At 64.3% G+C, this 24847-nt stretch carries 21 protein-coding genes and 1 tRNA gene; 5 read left to right on the plus strand and 17 right to left on the minus strand.

What is annotated here, in order from left to right:
• Positions 1-20: 20 nt before the first annotated feature.
• From LQ956_RS10880 to LQ956_RS10905, 6 genes are all read right to left on the minus strand, one after another.
• Positions 21-455 (minus strand): FKBP-type peptidyl-prolyl cis-trans isomerase, encoded by a 435-nt coding sequence (locus LQ956_RS10880; protein ID WP_238622709.1) that lies wholly within the window; start codon positions 453-455, stop codon positions 21-23.
• Positions 455-970 carry a signal peptidase II gene (gene lspA, locus LQ956_RS10885; protein WP_255722407.1) on the minus strand — a complete coding sequence of 172 codons (516 nt, stop codon included), beginning with the start codon at positions 968-970 and terminating at the stop codon, positions 455-457. The genes LQ956_RS10880 and lspA overlap by 1 nt, the downstream gene beginning before the upstream one ends.
• A gap of 33 nt (positions 971-1003) precedes the next feature.
• Positions 1004-3826 (minus strand): isoleucine--tRNA ligase, encoded by a 2823-nt coding sequence (gene ileS, locus LQ956_RS10890; RefSeq protein ID WP_238622707.1) that lies wholly within the window; start codon positions 3824-3826, stop codon positions 1004-1006.
• A gap of 12 nt (positions 3827-3838) precedes the next feature.
• A complete protein-coding gene (ribF, locus tag LQ956_RS10895) occupies positions 3839-4795 on the minus strand; it encodes a bifunctional riboflavin kinase/FAD synthetase (protein ID WP_238629999.1) in 957 nt (318 codons plus the stop codon).
• 65 nt (positions 4796-4860) lie between these two features.
• A complete protein-coding gene (gene murJ, locus LQ956_RS10900; RefSeq protein WP_238622705.1) occupies positions 4861-6414 on the minus strand; it encodes a murein biosynthesis integral membrane protein MurJ in 1554 nt (517 codons plus the stop codon).
• A gap of 96 nt (positions 6415-6510) precedes the next feature.
• Positions 6511-7044 (minus strand): DsrE family protein, encoded by a 534-nt coding sequence (locus LQ956_RS10905; protein ID WP_238622704.1) that lies wholly within the window; start codon positions 7042-7044, stop codon positions 6511-6513.
• Between the two features lie 220 nt (positions 7045-7264).
• Between LQ956_RS10905 and rpsT the strand changes: the two genes are divergently transcribed.
• Entirely contained in the window at positions 7265-7525 is a 261-nt protein-coding gene (gene rpsT, locus LQ956_RS10910; RefSeq protein WP_238622703.1) for a 30S ribosomal protein S20, read from the plus strand.
• A gap of 100 nt (positions 7526-7625) precedes the next feature.
• Here the strand turns inward: rpsT and proB are convergent, their stop codons facing one another.
• The 4 genes from proB to rplU form a co-directional block, all read right to left on the minus strand.
• Positions 7626-8753, minus strand: a complete 1128-nt coding sequence (proB, locus tag LQ956_RS10915) for a glutamate 5-kinase (protein WP_238622702.1) — start codon at positions 8751-8753, stop codon at positions 7626-7628.
• Positions 8725-9759 (minus strand): Obg family GTPase CgtA, encoded by a 1035-nt coding sequence (cgtA, locus tag LQ956_RS10920; protein WP_238630000.1) that lies wholly within the window; start codon positions 9757-9759, stop codon positions 8725-8727. The genes proB and cgtA overlap by 29 nt, the downstream gene beginning before the upstream one ends.
• A gap of 162 nt (positions 9760-9921) precedes the next feature.
• On the minus strand, positions 9922-10179 hold the full coding sequence (gene rpmA, locus LQ956_RS10925) for a 50S ribosomal protein L27 (RefSeq protein WP_008931406.1): 258 nt from the start codon (positions 10177-10179) through the stop codon (positions 9922-9924).
• A 17-nt stretch (positions 10180-10196) separates the two neighbouring features.
• A complete protein-coding gene (rplU, locus tag LQ956_RS10930) occupies positions 10197-10508 on the minus strand; it encodes a 50S ribosomal protein L21 (protein WP_200172096.1) in 312 nt (103 codons plus the stop codon).
• A gap of 167 nt (positions 10509-10675) precedes the next feature.
• Between rplU and ispB the strand changes: the two genes are divergently transcribed.
• Together ispB and LQ956_RS10940 are read left to right on the plus strand one after the other, a co-directional pair.
• Positions 10676-11644: an octaprenyl diphosphate synthase gene (ispB, locus tag LQ956_RS10935; protein WP_238630001.1), complete on the plus strand. Its 969-nt coding sequence runs from the start codon at positions 10676-10678 to the stop codon at positions 11642-11644.
• Positions 11645-11730: 86 nt separating this feature from the next.
• Positions 11731-11807, plus strand: a tRNA-Pro gene (locus LQ956_RS10940).
• 145 nt (positions 11808-11952) lie between these two features.
• On the opposite strand, the gene LQ956_RS10945 is transcribed toward LQ956_RS10940, so the two are convergent.
• The 3 genes from LQ956_RS10945 to LQ956_RS10955 all read right to left on the minus strand — a co-directional run bounded on the left by LQ956_RS10945 (position 11953) and on the right by LQ956_RS10955 (position 19184).
• Positions 11953-13668, minus strand: coding sequence for a hypothetical protein (locus LQ956_RS10945; RefSeq protein WP_238630002.1), 1716 nt, complete (start codon positions 13666-13668; stop codon positions 11953-11955).
• 56 nt (positions 13669-13724) lie between these two features.
• Positions 13725-16523: a hypothetical protein gene (locus tag LQ956_RS10950; RefSeq protein ID WP_238630003.1), complete on the minus strand. Its 2799-nt coding sequence runs from the start codon at positions 16521-16523 to the stop codon at positions 13725-13727.
• 405 nt (positions 16524-16928) lie between these two features.
• Positions 16929-19184, minus strand: a complete 2256-nt coding sequence (locus LQ956_RS10955) for a S8 family serine peptidase (RefSeq protein ID WP_238630004.1) — start codon at positions 19182-19184, stop codon at positions 16929-16931.
• Between the two features lie 171 nt (positions 19185-19355).
• Here LQ956_RS10955 and LQ956_RS10960 point away from each other — a divergent pair, with 171 nt between their 5' ends.
• Entirely contained in the window at positions 19356-20072 is a 717-nt protein-coding gene (locus tag LQ956_RS10960) for an outer membrane protein assembly factor BamD (protein WP_238630005.1), read from the plus strand.
• 56 nt (positions 20073-20128) lie between these two features.
• Complete coding sequence (locus LQ956_RS10965; protein WP_238621539.1) at positions 20129-20614, plus strand: hypothetical protein; 486 nt, start codon at positions 20129-20131, stop codon at positions 20612-20614.
• Positions 20615-20619: 5 nt separating this feature from the next.
• Here the strand turns inward: LQ956_RS10965 and fnr are convergent, their stop codons facing one another.
• The 4 genes from fnr to LQ956_RS10985 all read right to left on the minus strand — a co-directional run bounded on the left by fnr (position 20620) and on the right by LQ956_RS10985 (position 24814).
• Entirely contained in the window at positions 20620-21387 is a 768-nt protein-coding gene (gene fnr / locus LQ956_RS10970) for a fumarate/nitrate reduction transcriptional regulator Fnr (protein ID WP_238630006.1), read from the minus strand.
• A gap of 284 nt (positions 21388-21671) precedes the next feature.
• On the minus strand, positions 21672-22655 hold the full coding sequence (locus tag LQ956_RS10975; protein WP_238630007.1) for an alpha-L-glutamate ligase-like protein: 984 nt from the start codon (positions 22653-22655) through the stop codon (positions 21672-21674).
• Positions 22652-24181: an inactive transglutaminase family protein gene (locus LQ956_RS10980; RefSeq protein ID WP_238621544.1), complete on the minus strand. Its 1530-nt coding sequence runs from the start codon at positions 24179-24181 to the stop codon at positions 22652-22654. Before LQ956_RS10980 ends, LQ956_RS10975 begins: the two co-directional genes overlap by 4 nt.
• A gap of 21 nt (positions 24182-24202) precedes the next feature.
• Complete coding sequence (locus tag LQ956_RS10985; RefSeq protein WP_238621536.1) at positions 24203-24814, minus strand: ATP-dependent zinc protease family protein; 612 nt, start codon at positions 24812-24814, stop codon at positions 24203-24205.
• Between the last annotated feature and the right edge of the window lie 33 nt (positions 24815-24847).

A 24847-nucleotide genomic window follows, 5' to 3' on the forward strand; every position in this document is an offset into this window, starting at 1 on the left:
CATTTCCTCTGTGGGCGGGGCTATTTTGTGTCCACGGCCAGGATCTCCACCGTCACTGTCACGGTTTGTCCCGCCAGGGGGTGATTGAAGTCCACCGTCACGCCGTCTTCCCGCAGCTCGCGGATCAGCCCCGGGATCTGCTCCCCGGTGGGGGTATCGAAACCCAGCACCAAGCCTTCTTTGAGGGGCAGGTCCGGGGGGAAATCGTCACGGTCCAAGGTCTGCACTGCCCGAGGCGAGGCAAAGCCGTAGGCTTGTTCCGGGGGCAGGGTGACCGTGCGATGGTCACCGGCGGCAAGGCCCATGACCACGGCCTCCAGGCCCGGCAGGAGTTCACCCGTGCCCACGGTGAAGGTGACCGGCTCGCCCCCGTCCGTGCGGGTATCGTCCGCCACCGCGCCGTCTTCCAGGCACAGGCGGAAATGCATGCGGACCCGGCTGCCGGGGCGGATCATTAGGCCTTGGGCGGGGGTTTGGCCCCCTGCAGCAGGTTGGCGGCAATCAGCCAGACGGCGCCCACGGTGATGGCGCTGTCGGCGATGTTGAACACGGGCCAGTGGTAGCCGGCATAGTGCATGTCGATGAAGTCGATCACGTGGCCATGCCAGATCCGGTCGATGACATTGCCGATGGCGCCGCCGACGATCAGCGCCAGACCCGCCGCGGTGCCGGCCTCTTCCCGTTGGAGCTTGGCCATCCACCACACCAGAATGATGCTCACGCCGATGGCGAGGAGGGTGAAGAACCAGCGCTGCCAGCCGCCGGCGTCACTGAGGAAGCTGAAGGCCGCCCCCTGATTGTAGACCAGGGTGAAGTTCAAAAACGGCAGAATCTCCATGGGGGCGAACTGCACCAGCTGGTATTCCGCGATCCGCTTGGTGATCTGGTCCAGGACGATCACGGCGAAGGAGAGCCATAGCCATTTGATCATGTTTTTTTCCGTTTTCTGTTGGCGCCCCTCTCCCGCCAAGGGAGAGGGGATGGGGTGAGGGCGGTGTGTCGATCAGGCAAAGGCCCGTTGCTCCCCCGTGCCCGCGACATTCTCCACGCAGCGTCCGCACAGTTCGGGGTGCCCGGCATCGGCGCCCACATCCGCCCGGTGATGCCAGCAGCGGGGGCACTTGGGATGTTCGCATCGGGATACCCGGATGGCCAGGACATCGCCCTCCGGGAGGGTGGTCGTTACGGCGTCCGTCGAGGCCTGGCTGCGGCCCTGCACCCGGGCATAGGAGGTGATCAGCACGAACCGAAGTTCATCACCCAGGCGGGACAGGATCTCCCCCAGGGGACCGTCACAGTACAGGTCCACCTCGGCGTCCAGGGAGGCACCGATGCTGCCGTCGGCCCGCAGCTTTTCCAGTTCCCGGCTGACGAGCTGACGCACTTCCAGTACCCGGTGCCAGTCGGCGGCGCTCAAGGGGCCGTCCTCCGGCAGCGGGGAGAGATGTTCATACCAGGTGGTGAGCAGCACCGAGGCCGGACGCTCCCCGGGGATGTGGTGCCAGATCTCCTCGGCGGTGAAGCTCAGGATGGGTGCCAGCCAGCGGGTCATGGCTTCCACCACGTGGTACATGGCGGTCTGGGCCGAACGGCGGGCGCGACTGTCCGCCTGGGTGGTGTACTGGCGGTCCTTGATCACGTCCAGGTAGAAGCTGCCCATCTCCACCGAGCAGAAATTGTGGACCCGCTGGTATATCTGGTGGAACTGGTAACGCTCGTAGGCCTGGGTCACATGCTGTTGCACCTTGAGGGCCTGATCCACCGCCCAACGATCCAGCGGCAGCATCTGTTCCGGGGGCAGCAGATCCTGGGCCGGATCAAAGCCGTTGAGGTTGGCCAGCAGGAAGCGGGCGGTGTTGCGCATGCGCCGGTAGGCGTCGGCGGTACGCTTGAGGATCTCGTCGGAAACCGCCATCTCGCCGCTGTAGTCGGTGGCCGCCACCCACAGGCGCAGGATGTCGGCCCCCAGGGTGTCCATCACCTTCTGCGGTGCCACCACGTTGCCCTTGGACTTGGACATCTTCTGCCCCTGGGCATCCACCGTGAAGCCATGGGTCAGCACCGCCTTGTAGGGGGCTTCGCCCCGCATGGCCACGGCGGTAAGCAGGGAGGACTGGAACCAGCCCCGGTGCTGGTCGGAGCCTTCCAGGTAGAGGTCCGCCGGCAGGCCCAGCCCGGTCCGGCGTTCGGTGACGGTGGCATGGGTGACGCCGGAGTCGAACCACACGTCCAGGGTGTCGCCCAGCTTGTCGAAGCGGTCCGCGTCATCGCCCAGCAGTTCCTGCGGCTCCAGGCTGAACCAGGCCTCAATGCCTGCCTGTTCCACCCGTTGGGCGACGGCCTCAATGAGGGCGGGCGTATCCGGGTGCAGGGCGCCGGTTTCCTTGTTGACGAACAAGGGGATGGGCACGCCCCAGTTGCGCTGACGGGAGATGCACCAGTCGGGGCGGTTGGCCACCATGCCCTCGATGCGGGCGCGGCCCCAGTCGGGCACCCAGCGCACCTTGTCGATGGCGGTCAGTGCGGTTTCCCGCAGTTCCGCCTTGTCCATGCTGATGAACCACTGGGGGGTGGCACGGAAGATGATGGGGGTCTTGTGGCGCCAGCAATGGGGGTAGCTGTGGCGGATCTTCTCCATCTTCACCAGCATGCCCCTCTCCTCCAGTACCTGGAGGATATGGCCGTTGGCCTCGTTCACGCTTTCCCCGGCGAACAGCTCGGTACCGGGCAGGAAACGGCCGTCACCACCCACCGGGTTGTCCACCGGCAGGTCGTAGCGGCTGCCCACCACGTAGTCGTCCTGGCCATGGCCGGGCGCGGTATGAACGGCGCCGGTCCCCGCTTCCAGAGTGACGTGTTCCCCCAGGATCACCGGTACCTGACGGTCATAGAAGGGGTGTTGCAGCAGCATGCCCTCAAACAGGGCGCCCCGGGCATGGCCCACGATGCGCCAGTCCTCGAAGCCGTAGCGCTGCATGGCCGCTTCCACCAGGTCCCGGGCCAGCAGCAGGCGTTCGCCGTCGACCGCCACCAAGGCGTATTCCAGTTCCGGGTGCAGGGCCACCGCCTGGTTGGCGGGTAAGGTCCAGGGGGTGGTGGTCCAGATCACCACCGAGACCGGGCCGGCCGCGGTGTCGTCCAGCACGTTGAGACGTCGCAGGACGTCCTCGTCGTCCAGGGTGCGGAAACGTACGTCGATGGCGGGAGAGGTCTTGTCCTCGTATTCCACTTCCGCCTCGGCCAGGGCAGAGCCGCAGTCCACACACCAGTGCACCGGCTTGTCGCCCTTGAGCAGGTGACCGCGTTCGATGATCGTCCCCAGGGCGCGGATGATGTCCGCTTCCACCTGATAATCCATGGTCAGGTAGGGGTTGTCCCAGTCGCCCAGCACGCCCAGGCGTTTGAAGTCCTCCCGCTGGCGATCCACCTGCTCATGGGCATAGGTGCGGCAGGCCTGGCGGAAGCCGGCGGCATCGGCGCCGCGGGCGGCCTTGCCCAGCTTGCGTTCCACCTGCAGTTCGATGGGCAGGCCGTGGCAGTCCCAGCCGGGGACATAGGGGGCATCAAAGCCCGCCAGGGTGCGGCTCTTGACGATGATGTCCTTGAGGATCTTGTTGACCGCGTGGCCGATGTGGATGTCGCCGTTGGCATAGGGCGGGCCGTCTGCCAGGACAAAGCGGGGACGGCCCTCGCTGACCCGGCGGATCTGCCGGTACAGATCCTGCTGCTGCCAGTCGGCCAGCATCTTGGGTTCCCGCTGGGCCAGGTTGCCCCGCATGGGGAAGTCGGTCTGCGGCAGGTTCAGGGTATCTTTATAGTCAGCCAATGTCGTATTACCTCAGTCGGTCCCGCGTGGCGCCGGTGGTGTGGGGGCCGCGAAGAATTGCCGGGCCTGTGTCGCGTCCAGTGTGATCTGTTCGCGCAGGGCCTCCAGTGAAGGAAAGCGTTGTTCGTCCCGCAGGCGGTGCAGCAGGTCCACGTGAAGGTGGCGGCCGTAGAGGTCCCCGTCGAAGTCGAACAGGTGGACCTCCAGTCGGTTCTGTATCCCGCCCAGGGTGGGGCGGGTGCCCGCATTGGCCACCCCCTGCAGGGGTTCCCCCGGCAGGCCGAAGACCTCGACCGCATAGACCCCGCGCACTGCCATGGGGCTTGGTCCCAGGCGCAGGTTGGCGGTGGGAAAGCCCAGGGGTCTGCCCCGCTTGTCGCCGTGGGCCACTCGGCCGTTGATGCGGTAGGGGCGCCCCAGGAGTTTTTCCGCCTCGGTCATGTGACCCAGGCCCAGGGCGTGGCGGATGCGCGTGCTGCTGACCCGCTCGCCGTCGATGTGGAAGGTGTGCATGTGGGCCATCTCGAAGTCATGCTGCCTGCCGGCGGCCTTCAGGGTCTGGAAATCACCTCTGCGGTCTCTGCCGAAGCGGAAATCATCTCCCACCACCAGATAGCGCACCCCCAGTTTTTCCACCAGCAGGATGCGGATGAAATCCTCCGGGGACATCTGCGCCAGGGCGGCATTAAAGCGCAGGCACAACAGGCGGTCCACGGAGAAGCGGCGCATGGCCAGGAGCTTGTCCCGAAAACGCTGCAACCGGGGTGGGGCGTTGCCCCCCATGAAGTATTCCCGGGGCAGGGGTTCAAAGCTCACCACTGTGGTGGGTAGGCCCAGTTCCGCCCCCTTCTCGGCCAGCTGCCCGAGCACGGCCTGGTGCCCTAGGTGGACACCGTCGAAATTGCCGATGGTGACCACCGAGCCCCGGTGGCGGGACCTCAGGTTGTGGGCACCGCGAATCAGTTCCATGGGAGTTGGTCGCAAAAGGGCTGAGTATACTAAGGAGCGGCCGGGCTTTGACAGGCTTGCGGGGGTCATTTCAGCAGGAAGGCCCTGGGTCTGACCCCCGTGGCGATCAGTGCCCCGCCATAGGCGGCCGCGCCCAGGCCGATCAGACCCAGCAAGATCAGTACCCGTTCCCGGGCGATCCAGGCACTCCACTGAGACGATTCCGGGGTGAGCATCAGTAGCAGCCCCGCCATCAGTCCCGTCGCCAGGATCAGCCGCCACCACAACCCCGACCAGCCCGGCAGGATCTGCAGCACCCCGTCCCGGCGCAGGCCCCGATAGAGCAGGGCGGCGTTCAGGTAGGCCGACAGGGACGTGGCCAGGGCCAGGCCGGCATGGGGGCCCGGCCAATCCATGAAGACCCAGGGCACCACGATGATCAGGTTCAGAACCATGTTGGCCAACATGGCAATGATGCCCACCTTCACCGGTGTCTTCGTGTCCTGTCGGGAAAAATAGCCCGGGGCCAGGATCTTGATGAGGATGAAGGCCGGCAGGCCTGCAGCGTAGGCCATCAGGGACATGGCCGCCATGCGGGTGTCGCTCTCCAGGAATTCCTGGTACTGGATCAGGCTGGACAGGATCGGTGCCGCCAGCAGGATCAGGCCCAGGGCACAGGGGATCGCGATGAGCAGTGACAGCCGTAGTGCCCAGTCCAGGGTGCGACTGAAGGCCATGGGGTCTTCGCCGGCATGCTCCCGGGACAGACGGGGCAGGATCACCGTGGCGATGGCGATGCCGAACAGGGCCAGGGGCAACTCCACGAACCGGTCCGAGAAGTACAGCCAGGTGATGGAGCCGGCTGCCAGGAAGGAAGCGATCAGGGTGTCCACCAGCAGATTGATCTGCACCACCGAGGTGCCGAAGATGGCGGGGAGCATGAGCCGGCCGATACGCCGGACCCCGTCATGGGCCCGTTTCAGTCGCGGTCGGGGCAAAAGGCCCACACGCATCAGGAACGGGATCTGGAAGGCCAGTTGCACCGCCCCGGCGATGAACACCCCCCAGGCCAGTGCCACCACCGGCTCCGCGAACAGAGGCGCCCCCCAGATGGCGGCGGCGATGAGAGAGAGGTTCAGGAACACAGGGGTGAGGGCGGGCACGGCGAAGCGCCCTACACTGTTCAGGATGCCGCCGGCCATGGCGGTCAGGGAAATGAACAGCAGGTACGGGAAGGTGATGCGCAGCATCTCCGAGGCCAGGGCATGGCGCCCGTCTTCGCCGTGAAACCCCGGCGCGAACAGACTGATCAGGAGCGGGGCCGCCAGTACGCCCAGCAGGGTGACCAGGAACAGCACCAGGGTGAGGGCGCCGCTGACGTGGTTGAGCAGATCCTTGAGTTCCGCCGTGCCGCGTTTTTCCCGGTATTCCGCGAACACCGGCACGAACGCCTGGGAAAAGGCCCCTTCCGCGAACAGGCGGCGCAGGAAATTGGGGATGCGAAAGGCGACGAAAAAGGCGTCGGTGGCGCCGCTGGCGCCGAAGTTCACCGCCAGCACCATGTCCCGCAGGTAGCCGAACAGGCGGGAGATCAGGGTCATGCCGCTGACCACGGCGGTGGATTTGATGAGTCGGCTCATGGGGCGGGTGATGGGTGGGACCGGGGACGATACGATACCGGATCACGGCGCCGGTGTGTGGGATGCACCCCGCGAAGGGCGGGGTGCGTCCGTAGCTCATTCGATTTTGATGTAGGCAAACCCCTCCCGGTTCTGCAACTCGGCGATGCGAACCACCCCGGAAGGCACCAAGGTGACGCCCTCGTGGAGTGCATCGCGGTCCAGATTCACCGAGCCGCGGGTGATGTCGCACAGCTCCAGCCTGACCCCGTGCACCGCCACCAGACTCCCCAGCCGTCCCTTCAGGTTCTCCCGCTGGGCGGCCAGGGCCTCATCCTCGGCAAAGGGGGTGCCGGTCATGGGGGCGTCGGTGAGAAAGCGGATGCCGTGGGCGACGAAGACGATGCGGATATCGTGATCGGTCAACTGGTTCTCATAATGCACCACCATGTTATTGATGCTGGTGAGCATGGCGCTGAAGCGGCGCGGATCGGCAAAGTCGGCGTGATAGACTACCCGGGCCTCCGGCTCGGCGGCGTGGGCCTGCCAGGCCGGCAGCGCTAAGGTGACGGCCAGCAGGCCGAGCAGCAGCCAGGCCGGGGTGGTGGCGCGCAGGCGTGCGGTGGCCGGGGATTGCGTTGGGTGCGACATGGTGTGTGCTCCTCTGGTGGTGCTTGCCTTCTGTGGGCGTTGTTGTTCAATATTTCGGGCAATCCGGCGTGCGATCATCGGGACGGTACCCATGGCAGCCATCGTTGCGGTACCATACCCGCCGGCATCGCCCGGCATGCGCCGTGGTTGACATCCCCTTGCATTCCATGCAAACTCCCGTCCTTTTCCGGAACTGACCCGATTTTTCAGGAGATTCACCTTGGCTAACATCGCCTCCGCTCGCAAGCGTGCCCGCCAGGCCGAGACCAATCGCCAGCGCAACATGGCTACGCGTTCGCGCTTTCGCACCGCCGTGAAGAAGGTGCTGAAGGCCGTGCGTGCCGGCGACAAGGACGGTGCTGCATCCGCCTACCAGGCCGCCGTGCCGGTGATCGACAAGACCGTCACCAAGGGTATCATCCACGCCAACAAGGCCGCTCGCCACAAGAGCCGTCTGAATACCCGCATCCGCCAGATGTAATACCGGCGGGTCGGGTTCTACTTTCCGGCCGTGATGATTGATGTACCAGGAAAGCCCGGCAATGCCGGGCTTTCCTGTTTTTGCTCCCTTCTCCCCGTCGCTAGACCAGTACCAGATTATCCCGGTGGATCAGTTCCGGCTCATCCACATACCCCAGGATGGACTCGATCTCCTCCGCCTTGCGGCGCATGATCCGGCGGGCCTCGTCCGCGGCATAGTTCACCAGTCCTCTGGCCACCGGCCGGCCGTCCGGATCCAGGCAGGTCACCACGTCGCCCCGGGAGAAGCGGCCTTTTACATGGGTCACCCCTACCGGCAGCAGGCTGCGGCCGGCCTCGCGGATCACTCGGGCCGCCCCGGCATCCAGGATCAGTTCCCCCTTGGAGACCAGCTGTCCGGCAATCCACTGCTTGCGGGCCGCCATGGGTTCCCGGTCGGGACGCAGTAGGGTGCCCAGTTCCTCGCCGGCGGCGATGCGCTCCAGTACCGCCGGATTGCGGCCGGAGGTGATCAGTGTGTGGGTCCCGGAGCGGGCGGCGCGGGAGGCGGCGGTGAGCTTGGTGGCCATGCCGCCCCGGCCCAGGCGGCCGAAGGTGGGGGCCACCAGCTTGAGCAGTTCCGGGTCCGAGGCCAAGCCCTCGGTGACCAGTTGGGCGTCAGGGCGGGTGCGTGGGTCACGATCGAACAGGCCCTGTTGATCGGTGAGGATCACCAGCAGCGAGGCTTCCACCAGGTTGCAGACCAGGGCCGCCAGGGTGTCGTTGTCACCAAAGCGGATCTCTTCCGTGGCTACGGTGTCGTTTTCATTGACCACCGGGATGGCCCCCAGGCGCAGCAGGGTGCGCAGGGTGCTGCGGGCATTGAGATAGCGGCGTCGGTCGGCCAGGTCCTCGTGGGTGAGCAGTACCTGGGCGGCGTGGAGGCCATGGCGCTGGAAGCGGCTTTCATAGGCCTGCACCAGACCCATCTGGCCCACGGCGGCGGCAGCCTGCAGTTCATGCAGGGCGTGGGGACGTTCGGTCCAGCCCAGGCGACTCATGCCTTCGGCCACGGCGCCGGATGACACCAGCACCACCTCGTGGCCGGCCTGGGTCAGTCGGGCCACCTGTTCGGCCCAGTCTTCCAGGGCGGGCAGGTCCAGGCCCCGGCCTTCATCGGTGATCAGGGCCGAGCCGATCTTGACGACCCAGCGGCGGGCCTTACCCAGTTGTTGACGTGTCGGTGCCATGTTCTTCCAGGTATCTCATGACATGTTGTACCAGGGCCTCGGTGCCCTCGCCGGTGGCCGCAGAGATGGGGAACACCGGTCCGGTCCACTCCAGTGCTTCCACCAGTGCCCGGCAGCGGGCCTTCCGCTCCTCGGCCGGGATGAGGTCCACCTTGTTGATCACCAGCCAGCGAGGGCGTTCCAGCAGTTCCGGATCGTACTGTCCCATCTCGTGCTCGATGATGTGAACTGCCCGGGCCGGGGAGTCTTCCGGATTCGGTGGCTCCATGTCCACCAGATGCAGCAGCAGCCGGTTGCGGGAGAGGTGCTTGAGGAACTGGATGCCCAGGCCGGCCCCGTCCGCGGCACCCTCGATGAGGCCGGGGATATCGGCCATGACAAAGCTCTGCAGCGGACCGACCCGGACCACGCCCAGGTTGGGATGCAGGGTGGTGAAGGGGTAGTCCGCCACCTTGGGGTGGGCGCCGGAAACCTGGGAAATGAGGGTCGATTTACCCGCATTGGGCAGGCCCAGCAGGCCCACGTCCGCCAGCACCTTCAATTCCAGGCGCAACTGGCGCAGTTCCCCGGGGGTGCCGGGCTTGGACTGGCGCGGGGCGCGGTTCACCGAGCTCTTGTAACGGGCATTGCCCAGGCCGTGAAAGCCGCCCTGGGCCACCAGCAGGCGCTGGCCGTGTTCCACCATGTCGCCGATGAGTTCGTCCGTCTCCGCGTCGTAGCACAGGGTGCCGATGGGTACCGGGACCTCCAGGTCGGCGCCGGACTGGCCGGTCATGTTGCGGCTGCGGCCGTTTTCGCCCCGTTGGGCCTCATAGAAACGCTGGAAGCGGAAGTCCGCCAGGGTGTTCAAGTCGTGGCTGGACACCAGGTAGACGGAGCCGCCGTCCCCGCCGTCCCCGCCGTCGGGGCCGCCGAAGGGCACGTATTTTTCACGGCGAAAGCTGACGCAGCCGTTGCCGCCGTCCCCGGCTTTGACCTTGATGGTGGCTTCGTCGACGAATTTCATGGCATGACCGGGTAGAGTGGGGGTGGTTGGAGGTGGGTAATCATTCGGGATGATAGTCCCATCGGGCCGGGTCTGTCAGGCCGGCGGGGTAGGGTCTGGTACGAAAAAAGCCCCGGAAACCGGGGCTTTTCGAGGGTGTGTCTCGACCCTACGGGTGGCCGATCAGGCCGGCACCACGCTCACGAACTTGCGGCTCTTGGGGCCCTTGGTCTCGAACACCACCTTACCGTCCGCCTTGGCGAACAGGGTGTGGTCCTTGCCGCAACCCACGTTCACCCCGGGGTGGAACTGGGTGCCGCGCTGACGAACCAAGATGTTGCCCGCGAGCACGATCTGACCGCCGAAGCGCTTGACGCCAAGGCGTTTGCTCTCTGAGTCGCGGCCGTTACGGGTGCTGCCGCCTGCCTTCTTATGTGCCATTTCAAGTTACCTCTTCATCAACCGGAGATGGAAGTGATCTCCACCTCGGTGAAATGCTGGCGATGCCCCATGTGCTTGCGGGAGTGCTTGCGACGGCGGAACTTGACGATTTCCACCTTGTCGGCACGTCCATGGGACTTGACGGACGCGGTCACCTTGCCACCTTCCACGAAGGGCGCGCCAATCTTGACGTCTTCGCCGCTGCCGACCAGCAGGACGTTGTCGAATTCCACTGAGGCGCCGGATTCCGCGTCGAGCTTCTCGACCCGGATCACGTCACCTTGGGCAACCCGGTACTGCTTGCCACCGGTAGCGATAACCGCGTACATCTTGTTGATCTCCAGAAAGGGTCGAATCCAAAGACGCGGAAGTTTACCTTGAGCGCGGGCAGTGGTCAAATAGTGAAAACACGAAAACCCCAGGACACGCCTTGACACTGAACAGCTCGCTTCCTAGCATGCCCGAGGTTTCCTCCCCGAGCGAACGATTGCCACCCATGGACCTTAACCAGATTCGCGACCTGATCGCCGATGACATGAAGGCGGTGGATGCCTGCATCCTGGAGTTGCTGTCCTCTCCGGTGGTGCTCATCAACCAGCTGGGCCACTACATCATCAGCGGCGGCGGCAAACGGCTGCGGCCCATGATGGTGCTGCTCTCCGCCGGTGCCTGCGGCTACCGGGGGCGTCACCATATCGAGCTGGCGGCGGTAATCGAGTTCATCCACACCGCCACGCTGCTGCACGATGACGTGGTGGATGCCTCGGAGCTGCGCCGTGGCCGCGAGACGGCCAATGCCCTGTTCGGCAATGAGGCCAGCGTCCTGGTGGGGGATTACCTTTATTCTCGTTCCTTCGAGCGGTTGGTGGCCATCGGCAACATGCGCGCCATGCAGATCCTCTCTCATACCACCAGCACCATCGCCGAAGGGGAGGTGATGCAGCTCATCAACTGCCACGATGCAGACACCACCGAAGCGCGCTACATGCACGTGATCCAGTACAAGACGGCCAAGCTGTTTGATGCGGCCAGTCGTCTGGGTCCGGTGCTGGCGCAGCTGCCGGATCCCGCGGAAACCGCCCTGGCGGCCTACGGCATGCATCTGGGCACCGCCTTCCAACTCATCGATGACGTGATGGACTACAGCAGCAGCAAGGAGGAGATGGGCAAGAACATGGGTGATGACCTGGCCGAGGGCAAGCCCACCCTGCCCCTGATCCACGCCATGCGGGTGGGCAGCGCCGAAGACGCCGCCGTGATCCGGGAAGCCATCGAGCAGGGCGGGCGTGATCATGCGGACCAGGTCCTGAAGGTGATCCAGTCCACCGGCTCCATCGACTACACCCGCCAGGTGGCTGAGGCCGAGGCCCAGCGGGCGGTGGAGAGCCTGTCGGTGCTGCCCCCCAGTCCCCACCGGGACGCCATGGCGTCCCTGGCCCATTTTTCCGTGGGGCGGGTGTCCTAGGGGCATCGCAGGAGGTATTGGACTTTTTGCGCGCCCCGTAGCAGAATACGCAGCTTCCCGGGGCCAACGGCCCAAGAGTCAGTTTACGGAGTGTAGCTCAGCCTGGTAGAGCACCGCCTTCGGGAGGCGGGGGTCGAAGGTTCGAATCCTTTCACTCCGACCAGTGTCGAAAAAGCCCTGATGCGAAAGTGTCGGGGCTTTTTTTTCGATCGTGAATCCATCCACGCGCAGAAAAAGGCCCGGACTGAGCCGGGCCTGGATATCGTCGCAAGGTCGGATGCTAGCTCCGCGAGCGTACGCGGAAGGTATCAGTCGATGAACGGGGTGGTGTCGGAAAAGTCACCGAAAAATCCGGGGAAGCTCTCCTGGAAGCCGGCATCCAGCTGTCTGGCCTTGAGGGTGACTTCGTGGATGCAGGCACGGGCCTCGCCACTGCTGGTCTCGGCGAAGAACGTGTCCTGCAATTCGCCGGTTTCCGGATTGCGGAACTGGTTTTCATAGAAAATGTTACCCTCCAGTGTGCCGGGTATCCACTGACCACGTTCCTCGTCCCAGATGAACTGGGCATCCCAGTAAAGGTCTTCGAACGCGAAGTTGTAGCAATGGGTGGCGACGGCACCGCCGGGGGTCTGCTGCTGGGCAAATCTGGCCCGTTGCAGGGCTCGGCCAATGCGCGCCTGCTTGTCTGCCTGATGGGCCTGGCGCTGGGCGGCGGCCGTGGCCCGGGCAGGGCTCGGGGCATCCCGATCCAGGGTGGGGGGGGCGTCCCTTTCCACCCATGTTCCGTCCGTGACCCAGTCAAGGTCCTGCCATTCGACCAAGGTCACCTCAATGGTGTCACCATTGGTGATGGCCCCTGCCGGCAAGGTGGCCGGATCGAAGGGAAGATCCGACAGGTCCTGATCCACCGACTGCCAGGCGACCCAGCGTAATTCACAGTTGAGACCGTCCGGGTCGCAGACCTGGGTCTGGTAGGTACTGGAGTACTCGTTGTCTCCATCAAGCATTTCCAGCATGGGGAGGCTCAGGGCGAACAGGCCGGCTTCCCGCCATTGCCATTCATCCTCTTGCCCGTTGTCGCGATAGGCCTCGATATACATCTCGGGCAGCACTACGAAGGCCCGGTTGCCGGATTCCGGGGCATAGTCCTGGAGCAGGGCGCCGGTACTGCCCACCTCCCACCAGATTTCGACGAACGCTTCATCTTCGAATCCGCCGTCTTCGTCCCATACTTCCCCCCAGCCCGGCGTCACCCAGCCCTGGTCGGTGTTGGTGCCCCAGACCACGCCCTGGGACAGGCCCGGCAGGAATCCCAGGCCGAAGAAGCTGTCTTCCCAGTCGTAATGGTGCTCGTCCCCGCCCTTGAACAGGATGTGCACTCCGGTGAGCTGGTTGCCCAGGCCCAGCATCGCCGCCGGGCTCTGGGTGCCGGCACGGCCCGGCGCCCAGTCAAACCCCCGGGCATTGTTCAGTTCCTGCAGGTTGAGGGTGCCGTCGATGTACCAGGTGGCACGCAGCATGTTCAACGCCACCTGATGCTCGCCCTTGTCCAGGTTCACCAGGGTCGCGCTGCCCGAGAGGGGGTCGCCCGATGTGTCGCCATCAGACCAGCTGCCGGCCACGATCAGGTAGGTACCCGGGGTAAGGGCGATCTCGCCTCGGGGGTTGTCGGCAGTGAGGGTCGTGCTGTTGACCGGATTTTCCCAGTCTATCCAAAGCCCTTCCTGATCACCATGGTAGCCATGGTCGAAGTCGCCGAGGCGCTCCGCCAGTTCATCCCAGGAGCCGTAGGGGAAGGGGAAGGCACGGACTTCGATCAATTGGGTTGTGGTATCGATGTAGCTTGCCTGGGCATCGCCGCTGCCCGGCAGCCTGGCGCTGACCGCCACCACGGCACTGCCCGGCAGATTGGCGTTTGACTGTGCCTGGGTGTTGCCGGTGTCGGAGTTGCACCCGGTCAGGCCGATCCCGGCGGCCACCAGGGTGGCCAGCAGGGTCTTGCGGAAAGGGATCTGCGTCTGCATGGCCCTTGTCTCCTTGTTCTGAGCTTTCAGAGTGGGCGGTGTCTGTGTATGGATGCTCATTGGATGATCACCTCCACATCGGCCCGGTCGGCGGTGACCCGCAGGCTGAGATCGCGGGTGGTTTCGGTATCGTCGCCGTCGACCGCGGTGAGTCTGACGGTGTAACGACCCGGCGCCAGTTCTCCGGTCGGGATGGTGGCTTCGGCGCCTTCACCCTGCCAGGCCACGACGTCATCCAGCATCACGTCCCAGAAGTATTCCAGGGCGTCATCCGCGGTGAAGTCATCAATGGCCCGTGCCCGCAGGTGGATGGCTTGTGCGTTGCGCTCGGGCGCCGTTTCCGTGGCGGGAACAGTGTTGGGGGTGACCGAGGCGGAGAGGATCTCCGGTGGCTGATTTTCTACTACGGTGAGGTTGATGGTGGCCGTGGCGGTAGCCTGGCCATCGTTGGCCGCCACCATGATCCGACCGCTGGCGGCATTGCTGATTGTGAAGGCATCGCTCTGAACCGAAACCGCCATGGGCTGTTCACCCTGACTCCAGTCAAAGCTCAGGGGGTCGCCGTCGGGGTCATGGGCATAGGCGGTGTAGGTGACATCAAGGCCTTCACGGACGCCGTTGTCCACACAACTCAGGTTGGAGCTGGTGCCGCTGCAGCGCAGGTCCGCGGTCTGTCCGTCGACGGTCCGGCTGACTCGGGTGATGCGCGGGGTGCGGTTACCCACCGGATCGATCTGGATCGTGCGGCTGAGTTCGCCGGAGCTGGCGCTTTGGCTGTCGGTGGCTTCCAGGGTCACGGTCAGTTCGCCGTCCGCACCCGGTGCAAACTGGATGGTACGGCTGAGGTAGCCGCCTTCCGCGGTCTGCGAGGTGAAATCACCGCAATTATTGCTGACGCAGGTCAGGGTGACCGCATCGCCGTCGGCGTCCCAGGCGGTCACCTGCACGCGGAGGGGCTGGTCCACGATGCCCGTGGCGGGAGCGGACATGTTCAGGGTTGGTGCTTGGTTGGGCACCTCCAGGGCCACTTCGACGGTGGTGCCGTCGTCGCTCAGCTCCGGATCGGTGAGTGTGTCGTTGACGTTGAAGTCTGCCTGGACGTTGCCCGTGCGCACGTTCATGTCCACGCCGCAGGGCACATCAAAGTCAAAGCCCCCATCCTGACCGGAACGAGTGGATTGCCAGAAACGGCCGCCCTGGGCGGAGACGGAGCGGTTGGCGACCGGTGTGTCCCCCCGCAGGACCTGGCCTTCCAGACGGCAGGTATAGGGGTTTTCCAGGGCGATGGTCACCGCTGCGCAGTCAGTAGCCTTGATCGGCGTGATCGCCAGGGTTTCCGTCCGCAGGGCGCGGGGATTCCACAGGGTGAACTCCCAGCCACTCAGGGAGAGATTGTCGGCGGCCAGGGTGGTGAAGCGCAGCTGCCCATTGCTCACATGGGTCCACTGGCGGCCCCCATCCGGCATCGAGATGTTCACCGTGCCGCTGAAGGGTGTGGCGGCATCGCCTTGGCCAAAGCGGATGTCGGCCGCGGCGCAGTAATCGGTGACATCACCGGCTACGATGGGCCAGTCGATATTCAGCCAGCTGACCCAGCTGTTGCCGTCGTTGATCTCCAGGCGGGCGTAGAGGGTGCCATCGAAGACCACCGGATTGACGTCACCACTGTACGGGGTGCCGTCACGATTCGTCACCAGGGTGGCCGGTCCGGCATATTTCCAGCTTCCGCCGGTGTACAGGTAGATGGGGACCTGGATGCCTGCCATGTCTGCATCATGGTCCTGGGTGATGGTGTTGTAGGTGCCGGGGGGGACACGCAGCAGCACCGACGGGTTGCCCTCGGACGCGATGGCCGGGTCGTCGTTGCCGAAGTCCACCGCCAGGTTGTTGCCGTCCTGATCCGACAGGCGCAGCTGGGTGAAGGTGGTGGAAATCAGACGATACTCTTCAGGCACTTCCTGTGCCCCGGAAGCGCTGCCGCTGCCGATGGCGTCCGGGTCCAGGGTGACGCCGTCCAGTTCGGCCCCGAAATTACCGGTGCCGACAAAGTCGCCGGGGAAGGCCTCCGCGTCTGCGGCCACGCTGGGATCGAAGTAGGCCATGGCGGCGGTCACCGCGCTGGTACCCTCACTCACTCGGGCTGCCGGAATTTCCAGCTGTACCTCGACATCATCGTCGCTGGCGGCGGCCAAGGCTCCGCCGGCCACGACGGCACGACTGCCGTCACCCCGGCGTACCACGCCGAACTGCAGGACGGCCTGTCCGCTGGCATTGAAGACCACATTGTCCACGGCCTGCACGGCCACCTGCTCCGCCGCCAGTGCCAGATCCAGGGTGACCTGGGTGCCGGGCTCCAGGTCGCGGAAGATGCGGCTGGTCTGGATGTAGCCTTCACGAACGACTTCCGCCAGGATCCGGTCGGCGTTGCCAAACGCCTCGGGTACGATCAGGGTGAAGCGACCGTTCTCGTCGGTGGTGCCGGTGACGGGCTCATCGTTGAGCCGATTGGCCGGGTCCCTGGTGGAACCGTCATAGAGCCAGACGCGGACGGTGGCATCTTCGATGGGCGCCGCGCGCAGATTACGCGCGCCCATCGTGGCTTGGGAGGCAATGGCGCCGGTGGCGCCGGTGGCACCGCTGCGATCATCTCCCGCGATGATCTGGCCTGATACCTGGAATGCGGTGCCGGCTGAGGGTGCCGCTGGTTCCGGAGTGGGGTCTTTTTTTGAACTTCCGCCCCCGCCGCCACAGGCAGCGAGCGTGACCATCAGCGCCAGTGAGCTGCTGATCTTGAGCGCGGTGATCGCGCCATGGGGCGTGAATCTTGCCCTGTTTCTTTGATTTGGTACGGTCATCGGGTGTGTCTCCTTAATGGCCGAGGCATGTGCGACACCCGGTTTTGTCTGGCGAAAGCGGGTGTCTTTGAGAAAAGCGCGGGAGCGAGCGTGGAAAGGCGCCGAAAAAGCCGGGCTCTGTTAAATAGCTAGCACCGAGTTCCCCATGTCCCCATGAGTTGGAGACAAAAGGGGGGTATGTGCCGATAAGCGGCGCTTCTGTTGATGTGTGCGAGGATAAGAGGCAGTAATCCAAACCCGGCTTGGCGCGGGTTCGAATCGGTATGACACCCTTAATGGCGTGGACGAAGAGCATGGCCCACGACTATGAGCGTGGTCGGCGCATACGGACAGTCGACCGGTTGTCACCCTGATGGCTCAGGGTGTCGACTCTTTGTAAACCTCTTGAGGCATGGGTTTGAAAAGTCAGGAAATTTCTCTCAATGCCAGTCCCAGGGCCATGAGCCCGCCGCTGGCCAGGCTTTCCAGGGCCGCATGTCGATCCATCCACCGGACCAGGGTCGGGCTGATGTGGTAGTACCGGGCGATGATCTGTCTTCCCCAGTCGGTTGCGGCCAGTTTTTCATCCCGGAATCTGCGAAGTTCGGCCAGTGCGGTTTCCGCCCGGGCATGCCGGCTACCTCCCAGCGCGGCGGATACCAGGCACCGCTCTCTGTCATCACTGCTGGCGTCCCTGGTCCTGCCGTCGTTGCCGGGAACGGTGGAAACGGCACGGCTGAACAGGTATTCGGAGCAGCCGGTGGCATCATGGCCGGCACAAAGTCGATAGCGTAACTGGACATTTCCCATGTCGCCCACCGGGTCCAGATAGGTATTGGCCTGGGGTGAAAGGCGTGCCAGCGCCTGATAGGCACTGTTGCCGATGCGTCGGTCCAGTTGCAGCCACTGAGCGTGTTCTGCGTGTTCTGGGTGGTTGCGCCAGCGCAGACGAATGCCCTGCCCCGTGGATTCCACCGTCAATTCGGAAGGGGGCAGGGGCGGCGTTTCAAGGCTCAGGGCGGGAGACCAGCTCGACAGTCCCGCGTTGTTTCCGGCGCGTATCCGATACTCGTAGGCGGTGGCCTCCGAGAGCGTGGCGGATGAGTCAAGGTACTGTGTCAACTGGCCGTCAGCCTGTGTCACCAGAGGCAGGAAGTCGTTGGTTTCACACCTTCCCTCGGCTGTCTGATGCCGAAGGCAACGCTGGATTTCCAGATAATCCGTCCGCGGACTATTGTTCAGCCACTCCAGTTGTACCCCCGACGAGGTGCCGGTACCTTGCAGATGGGTGGGTTGAAACGGGGGCAGGGTGGCGGGATCGGTGTGGAGTAGTGCGGAGAGATCGAGCAGGCCGCCGGTGAGCGTGGGGTGAGGTGGTTCCGTGGGCGCGACCGTCAGTAACACCCGCTCCCGCACCCGCTTCCAGTCCGCCCGTGTCAGTGCCGGGTCATGGGCCCAGAGCAGGGCGGCCGCACCGGTGACCATGGGTGCGGCCATGGAGGTGCCGGTCTGGCGGCAGTAGCCCGCCGCCGGTGAGTTGCTGCAGTTTCTCGTCGTCGGCCAGGTGCTGAGGATGTCCTGGCCGGGCGCGGAGAGGTGAACGGTATCGGCACCGAAGTTACTTGAGCGTAGCCGAGTGCCCGTGCGTGTGCTGGCTGAGACCACGATGATGTTGTCCAGCCGGTGGGCGGCGGGAAAGACCGGGGACTGATCCAGGTCCAGGCCGCTGTTGCCGGCCGCCGCCACCAGGATGACGCCCTGTTCGCGGGCGTAGGCAATGGCCTCATACTCCGCTTGGGAGTTACCGCGGTACTCATAACTGGCATTGATGATATGTGCCCGCCCCGCCTCGGCGGCATAGTAGATGGCTTCGACCGCATCGGAGACGTGCCCGGTGCCGTCTGCCGCCAGGAACTTGAGCGGCAACAGGCTTGCCTGCCAGCTGATGCCGGTGATCCCCAGCGCGTTGTCGCCGCGGGCGCCGATGATGCCGGCGACATGGGTGCCGTGGCCGTTGTCATCCATCGCATCGTTGCCGGGAGGGTTGGCTGAACGGTTGCTGACGAAGCTCCAGCCGTTGTGGTCATCCGGGTAGCATTCCAGGCCTTCGGACCGGCGCCCGGGACAGTCGGCCTCGGTCTGTGGGTTCGGGTTCTGCCAGATGCTGTCGCGCAGGTCTTCATGCCCATGGTCGATCCCCGAGTCGAGTACGCCGACCACTATCTGCGTCGCGTCCGTGGATAGGCCCCAGGCTCCCGGTGCTCGGACATGATGAGGGTTTTCAGTGTCGAACAGGGCCCATTGGTCACTGAATAGGGGGTCGTTGGGATACAGGGCGGTCAGGCGGATGCGGTAATTGGGTTCGGCATGGGCGACGCCGGGTTGCTGGCGGTACCAGAGAATCGCGGACTCCAGATCCATGCCGGGCGGTATTTGTGCGCGGCGCCATCCCCGCCGCAGGGTTCGCGGTCCCAGGGCATCCCGATGGGTGGCAATGACAAAGGCAGTCGTTTCATCCCGGAGTCGAATCAGGATATCGTCTGCTTCGACCGCCATGTCATCTCGGGTGAGAGGGATGACGGCGTCGCCCTGATGATGCTGGGACGATGCCGATTCCTGTCCAGACAGTGCGGGCGCCAGCAGGCACAGGCAAAGGATCATGTACTCTAGGGATCTTCTCAAGGCTGGATGTCCCTTGGTGTGGAGAGATCGAATGTTCGCTGTCGGACCGGATATCTTTGCATGACGTAGGGAGGAAGTCTGCTTGCCGGACATGGTAACTTCTGCAAGATGATGTTCCGACACCCATGTGACTTTATGACACCACAATCCCGCTGTTTGAAATGTCTGTCGTTGACACTGCTTGTCTTGATCGTGTTGCTGTCCGGTTGTGCCTCGCTGCCTTCCGAGGCCGACCCTGACAGGGCGCATCTCGCATTGACCCGGGCATTGGCGGACCGGGATTGCCCAGCGGCACGGGATGCGGTGGAGGGACTGGCCCGCCATGGTCAGGCCGGTGGGGTGACCGCCCAGGCCCGCCTGGAAACGGCATTCCTGTGCCTGGTGTCCGATGCGCCGGTTCCGGCCTTCGAGCAAAGTCATCGCTTCATTCAGGACTTTCCGTCCCACCCTGATCTGGACTACGGTTTTTACCTGCGAGCCATGGCGCGGTACGGTAGCTGGAAGGCGCTGCACGCGGAGGGTGCGCCGGCGCCGGATGCTCGGCAGGATACCGCGCTGGCGCGGGAGGCCTTCATCCTGTTCCGGGAACTGGTACAGCGTTTTCCCGATTCCCGTTACCGGGATGAAGTCGCCGGTTATCTGATGGATCTGCGTGAAGGCATGGCGGCGGCCGAGGTCCGGCAGGCCCGGCTGCAGCTGGCCCAGGGGAACGCCCGTCAGGCTCTGGCGCGGGCCGAGTATGTACATGAGCATTTTGCTACCACGCAGGCCCTGGCCGATGCCCTGTCCCTGATGGTGGAAGCCCATCGGATACTGGGTCACGACGATGCGGCAGACCGTGCCCGACGCCGGCTGGAGATCCGCTTTCCCGATCGGGCGATCCCTTAGCGGTGGCTCCGTTTCCCGGCAGATCGATTCTTCCTGTTCAACTCGAAGAGATGCCCATGACAACGTCTTCTCGCTTTCTGCCTCACGCCGAACGCCTGGTTTGGCTCGGTTTCATGCTGTTCCTGCTCATCACCACCATGATCTATATCTATCGGGGTTTTGGTCTGGAGCGGGATGTGTCGGCCGCCAACCAGGAGGTGCTGGCGCTGCAGATGCGGCTGGCCTCCCTGACTGCCGAGCAGGTGCTGGAACCTGCCCGCCTGGGGCTGACTCAGGGGCAGATCCGGCATCTGCAGCGGCTGGGGTTGAATGACCCCCGGGTACGGCTGGTGGAAGATCTGGCCGGTCAGCCCGAGTTGATCCGTCATGCGGCCGTCCACGGGGGGCGCATGCACTTCGTCCCGGATGAGACCCATGTACTCAGTGATCGCTGGGTGCTGGCCGTCTTTGAAGACGGCCACATTCGGGGGCGCATGCTGCTGGAGTACGAAGTGGCCTTCGGCAACATCACCTGGCAGGTGCTGGCTTCCAGCCTGGACTGAGGGAGTCAGTGCCCCGCGGCCTGCTCCGCTTGGCGGGCGTCGTGGCCGTTGACGCCTGCGATCTCCCGCAGGCCGTCCGCATCAAGGATGGTGATGAACTTGCGCTGCACCTGGATCAGCCCCTGTTCCTGGAAGCGGCTGAGCATGCGGCTGACGGTTTCCACCGCCAGGCCCAGGTAGTTGCCGATCTCGCAGCGGGACATGGTGAGGTTGAACTCGTGGCGGGAGAACCCCCGCATGCCGAAGCGCCGGGACAGGTTCAGCAGGAAGGCTGCCAGACGGGCATCGGAGGTACGGTGACCCAGCAGGGTCACCAGATGCTCGTCGGTCTGGATTTCCCGGCTCATGATGCGCAACAGTTGATGCTGCAGGCCGGGGGTGCGTCCGGCCAGTTCTTCCAGCCGGTCGAAGGGGATTTCGCAGACGCTGGCCGTCTCCAGGGCCAGGGCGGTGCAGGGGTGAACCCCGTCGTTGATGGCATCCAGGCCCAGCAGTTCCCCGGGTAGATGGAAGCCGGTGACCTGCTCCTCGCCGTCGTTGGTCAGGACAAAGGTCTTGACCGAGCCGGTGCGCACGGCATAGAGACAGTTCAGTGGATCCCCGGCTTGATAGATCGTGTCTCGGCGCTGCACGGGACGCTTGCGACTGATGATCCCCTCCAGCATGGAGAGGTCCTCCACGGAGACACCCAGAGGTAGGCACAGGTCGCGCAGGCTGCAGGCCTTGCACGCCTGCTTGAGTTCCTTGATGTTCATCACGTTGGTCGAGGACATGGATTCACCTTCGGACGGCCGCGGGATCTACAGGGATGGCCCCTGCAGTATGGGAACACGGCCCTAACATACTTGAGCGTCGCTGTCAGGTACAAGCCTTCCTGACGCCGCCGCCGCGCCCGCCGGACCAGACCTTGCCCTGTAAGGTCTGCAAGGGTACGCAGGCCGCGGGGTGGCACATGATAGCCTGCCGAGCGGCTCCGGTCTTGCTTCGGAGGGTGAATTTTAAGATCAAATTCGGGAGTCGGGGCCGTTTTGGCCCCGTAATTTCGGGGCGGGGAGATTCAGGGTGTGCGGCGGCGGGCGGCTTCGGCGCTGAAGTGGGTCTGGGCGAAGGCGGCTCTTTCCGCCGCCGGGGCGGTGGGTGTGTTGGCGCCCTCGGTTCCGGCATCGATCATGGCAATGCGATGGCCCAGACCGATGCTGTTGGCCAGCTGCACCGCCAGCCCGGGCCGGGCGTTGAGTTCCAGCATCAGCGGGCCGCGATCCCGATCCAGGACCAGGTCCACGCCCAGATAGCCCAGCCCGGTCAGTTCGTAGCACCCGGCAGCCAGTGCCAGCAGCCGGTCCCAGCCGGGGATCTCCAGCCCGCTGATGGGGGCGCCGGTGTCCGGATGCAGATCAATGATCTGGTTATGCCAGACCCCGTGTTCGGTGCGCCCGCTACCCATGTCGATACCGGCGCCCACGGCGCCCTGATGCAGGTTGGCCTTGCCGTCCGAGTCCCGCGTGGGCAGGCGCACCATGGCCATCACCGGGTAGCCCTTGTACACCACGGTGCGGATGTCGGGCACGCCCTGAAAGCTCACTTCCTCGAACATCGGGTGAAAGTGTACCCGATACTCGATCATGGCCTTGTCAGGCTGTCCCCCCAGGCTGTGCATGCCGCTGAGGATGTTCGAGACATGATGGGCCATGCTGGCCTGATCCACGATCTGGCCGCTGGCCTTGCGGAAATGCCCGCGCATGCGGCCGACAATCACCATGATGCCGTTGCCGCCGGAGCCGTGGGCCGGTTTGATGACGAAATCATCATGCTTGCCGACGATTCTGGCCAGGTTGCGGATGTCGTGGTTGGTCTCGATCACCCCGTAGAGTTCGGGCACCGCGATACCCGCATCCAGTGCCAGCTTTTTGGTGATGAGCTTGTCATCCACCAGGGGGTAGTTGCGACGGGGGTTGAGCTCGGCAATGAACCAGGCGTTGCGCTGGTTCATGCCGACGACGCCCCGCCGTCGCAATTCCTTCGGGCTGATGAACCACTTCATGGGTTCCCCCGGCCGGACAGGGCCCGAAAGCGCAGCAGCTCGGAAAGCCGGTAACCGGTGTAGCGGCCCAGCAGCAGGGTCACGGCCAGCACGATCAGCAGCAGTTCCGGGAACACGAAGAACATGTGATCGATGTAGGGGTTGATCATCAGCAGGTAGCCGGCCACCGCCACTGCCAGGCTGCCGATACCCTGGCGGATGGCGTCCGAGGGGCCGTGCTCTTCCCAGACCAGAGACATGCGTTCGATGGTCATGGCGAGGATCACCATGGGGAACAGAGCGATGGACAGGCCATGCTCGATGCCCAGTTTATGGCTGAGGATGCTGAGGGTGAGCATGAGCATGATGACCACGATCACCACCGCCGCCAGCCGTGGTACCAGGAGCAGCTTGAGCCGCTCCAGGTAGAAGCGGATGGCCAGGCCCAGGGAGACGATGAGGGTGAACAGGATCACGCCCCCCAACAGCTGGGTCTCCCGGAAGGAGAGGGCGATGAGGATGGGCATGAAGGTGCCGAACGTCTGAACGCCGACGATGTTGCGTAGCAGGACGATGAGCATGGCGCCGACGGGGACCAGCAGCAGTACCCGGTACATGTTCTGGGTCTGAATGGGCAGGCCGAACAGGGAAAAGTCCACCGCCCGGGAGTCCATCAGCTGGGCCCGCTGCTGGGCGACGTCGACGGCATCCTGGAAGTTCTGCGTCACCGCAAAACTGATATGGGGGTTGCGGGCCCGCTGCAGGCGTACCGGGTCCTGATCCCCATACCACCAGACCAGGAAGTTGGAGGGATAGCCCACGGCTCCGGTATTGGGGTTGATGGCTATCCACTGTCGGGTGTTGTGAACCTCCAGCCAGACCTGGGGCTGGAGGTCGCGGGCGCGGTCGCTGAGGGGGATGCCGTGCACCATGCGGGCGGGAATGCGGGCGCCGGCCAGCAGTTGAATGGCGGTTCGGACCTTGTCCCGATCCGTATCGGTGCGGGAGACGAACAGGGTCATGTTTTCATCCGGGGTGTTGTTCATGTCCCGGATCAGCACCGTGGCAAAGCTGGTGATGTCGGCGGAACGCTCTCGCACCCGTTGGACCACGGCATCGGCAGCGGAGCGATAGGGCTCTTCGAGATTGGGCAGGCTGACCGGGCCGGGGTAGGGTGCCTCGGTACGGCGTTCCCGTTCCAGTTGGGATACCGTGGTGCGGTAGTAAAGGCTTTGGCGACCGCTGGGCTGGCGGGTGGTCCAGATGGCTTCCCGGTTCTCGCCGGAGAGATCCGTGGTGAGGCCGTAGCCCCGGGAGATGAAATTCTCGTCCAGCAGGGCGAAACGCCCGGGGTCGTTGGGGATGAAGACCCGCGCCGTCACGGCGCCGCCGGTGGGTTCGAAGCTCACGCGCGCTTCCACGATCCAGTTGTCGGTGGTCTGTGCCGGCAGCAGGGGGAAACCGAGGTTGTAGACCTTGTGGAAAAACATGCCCAGGCTGGCACTGCAGAGTACCAGTATCACCAGGGGGAGGTGGAAACGCTTCAACATGGGTGGTCCTTGTTGTGATCAGCGGTCTTCAGGGTCTTCTTCGTCCTGCTCGATGTCCAGGTCCGTGGTGTCCGTATCCGGTGGCGCATCTTCCGGCGGAAGACCCTGTGGGGTACAGGCCGGTGTCTGAGTGCGGGTCCTTGACGAGTCCACCAGGATCACCTCCTTCATGTGGTTGCGTCCCACCAGGGCCTGATAGGTAAGTTGGGTGCGATCAATCAGGCTCATTTCCGCTTCACGGTAGACCTCGCCCATGCACAGGCCGATGCGGACCACGGGGCGGCGTTGATGGTTGCCGTCGTGGCGGATGATGCGCACATAGCGGGCGATTTCACGTTCGATGCGTACGGTGTTTTGTTCGTCTTCCGGATCTATGATATCGAAGGCGATCCATTCCCGGCCGTCCCGCTCAAAGATCTTCTTGTTGAGGGCGTTGAGCGAGGACGTGGTGGCGCCCGTGTCCATCTTGGCCTTGAGCTGGATGCCTTCGGGGAGGATCTCCACGCGTTCCACCCAGCCCATGATCCGCTGTTGCTCCGGGGGCGCCTGTTCTGCGTCACCCAGAACCTGTATCGGAAACAGGAGCAGACACAGGGCAGCGACAAGCGTGGGGAGCCGAGGGTGATGCATGGGTATCTCCAGGAATCGGTAATAGTTCACAAT

It is taken from the genome of Ectothiorhodospira lacustris (assembly GCF_022227845.1).
In the GTDB taxonomy this organism is placed as follows: Bacteria; Pseudomonadota; Gammaproteobacteria; order Ectothiorhodospirales; family Ectothiorhodospiraceae; genus Ectothiorhodospira; species Ectothiorhodospira lacustris.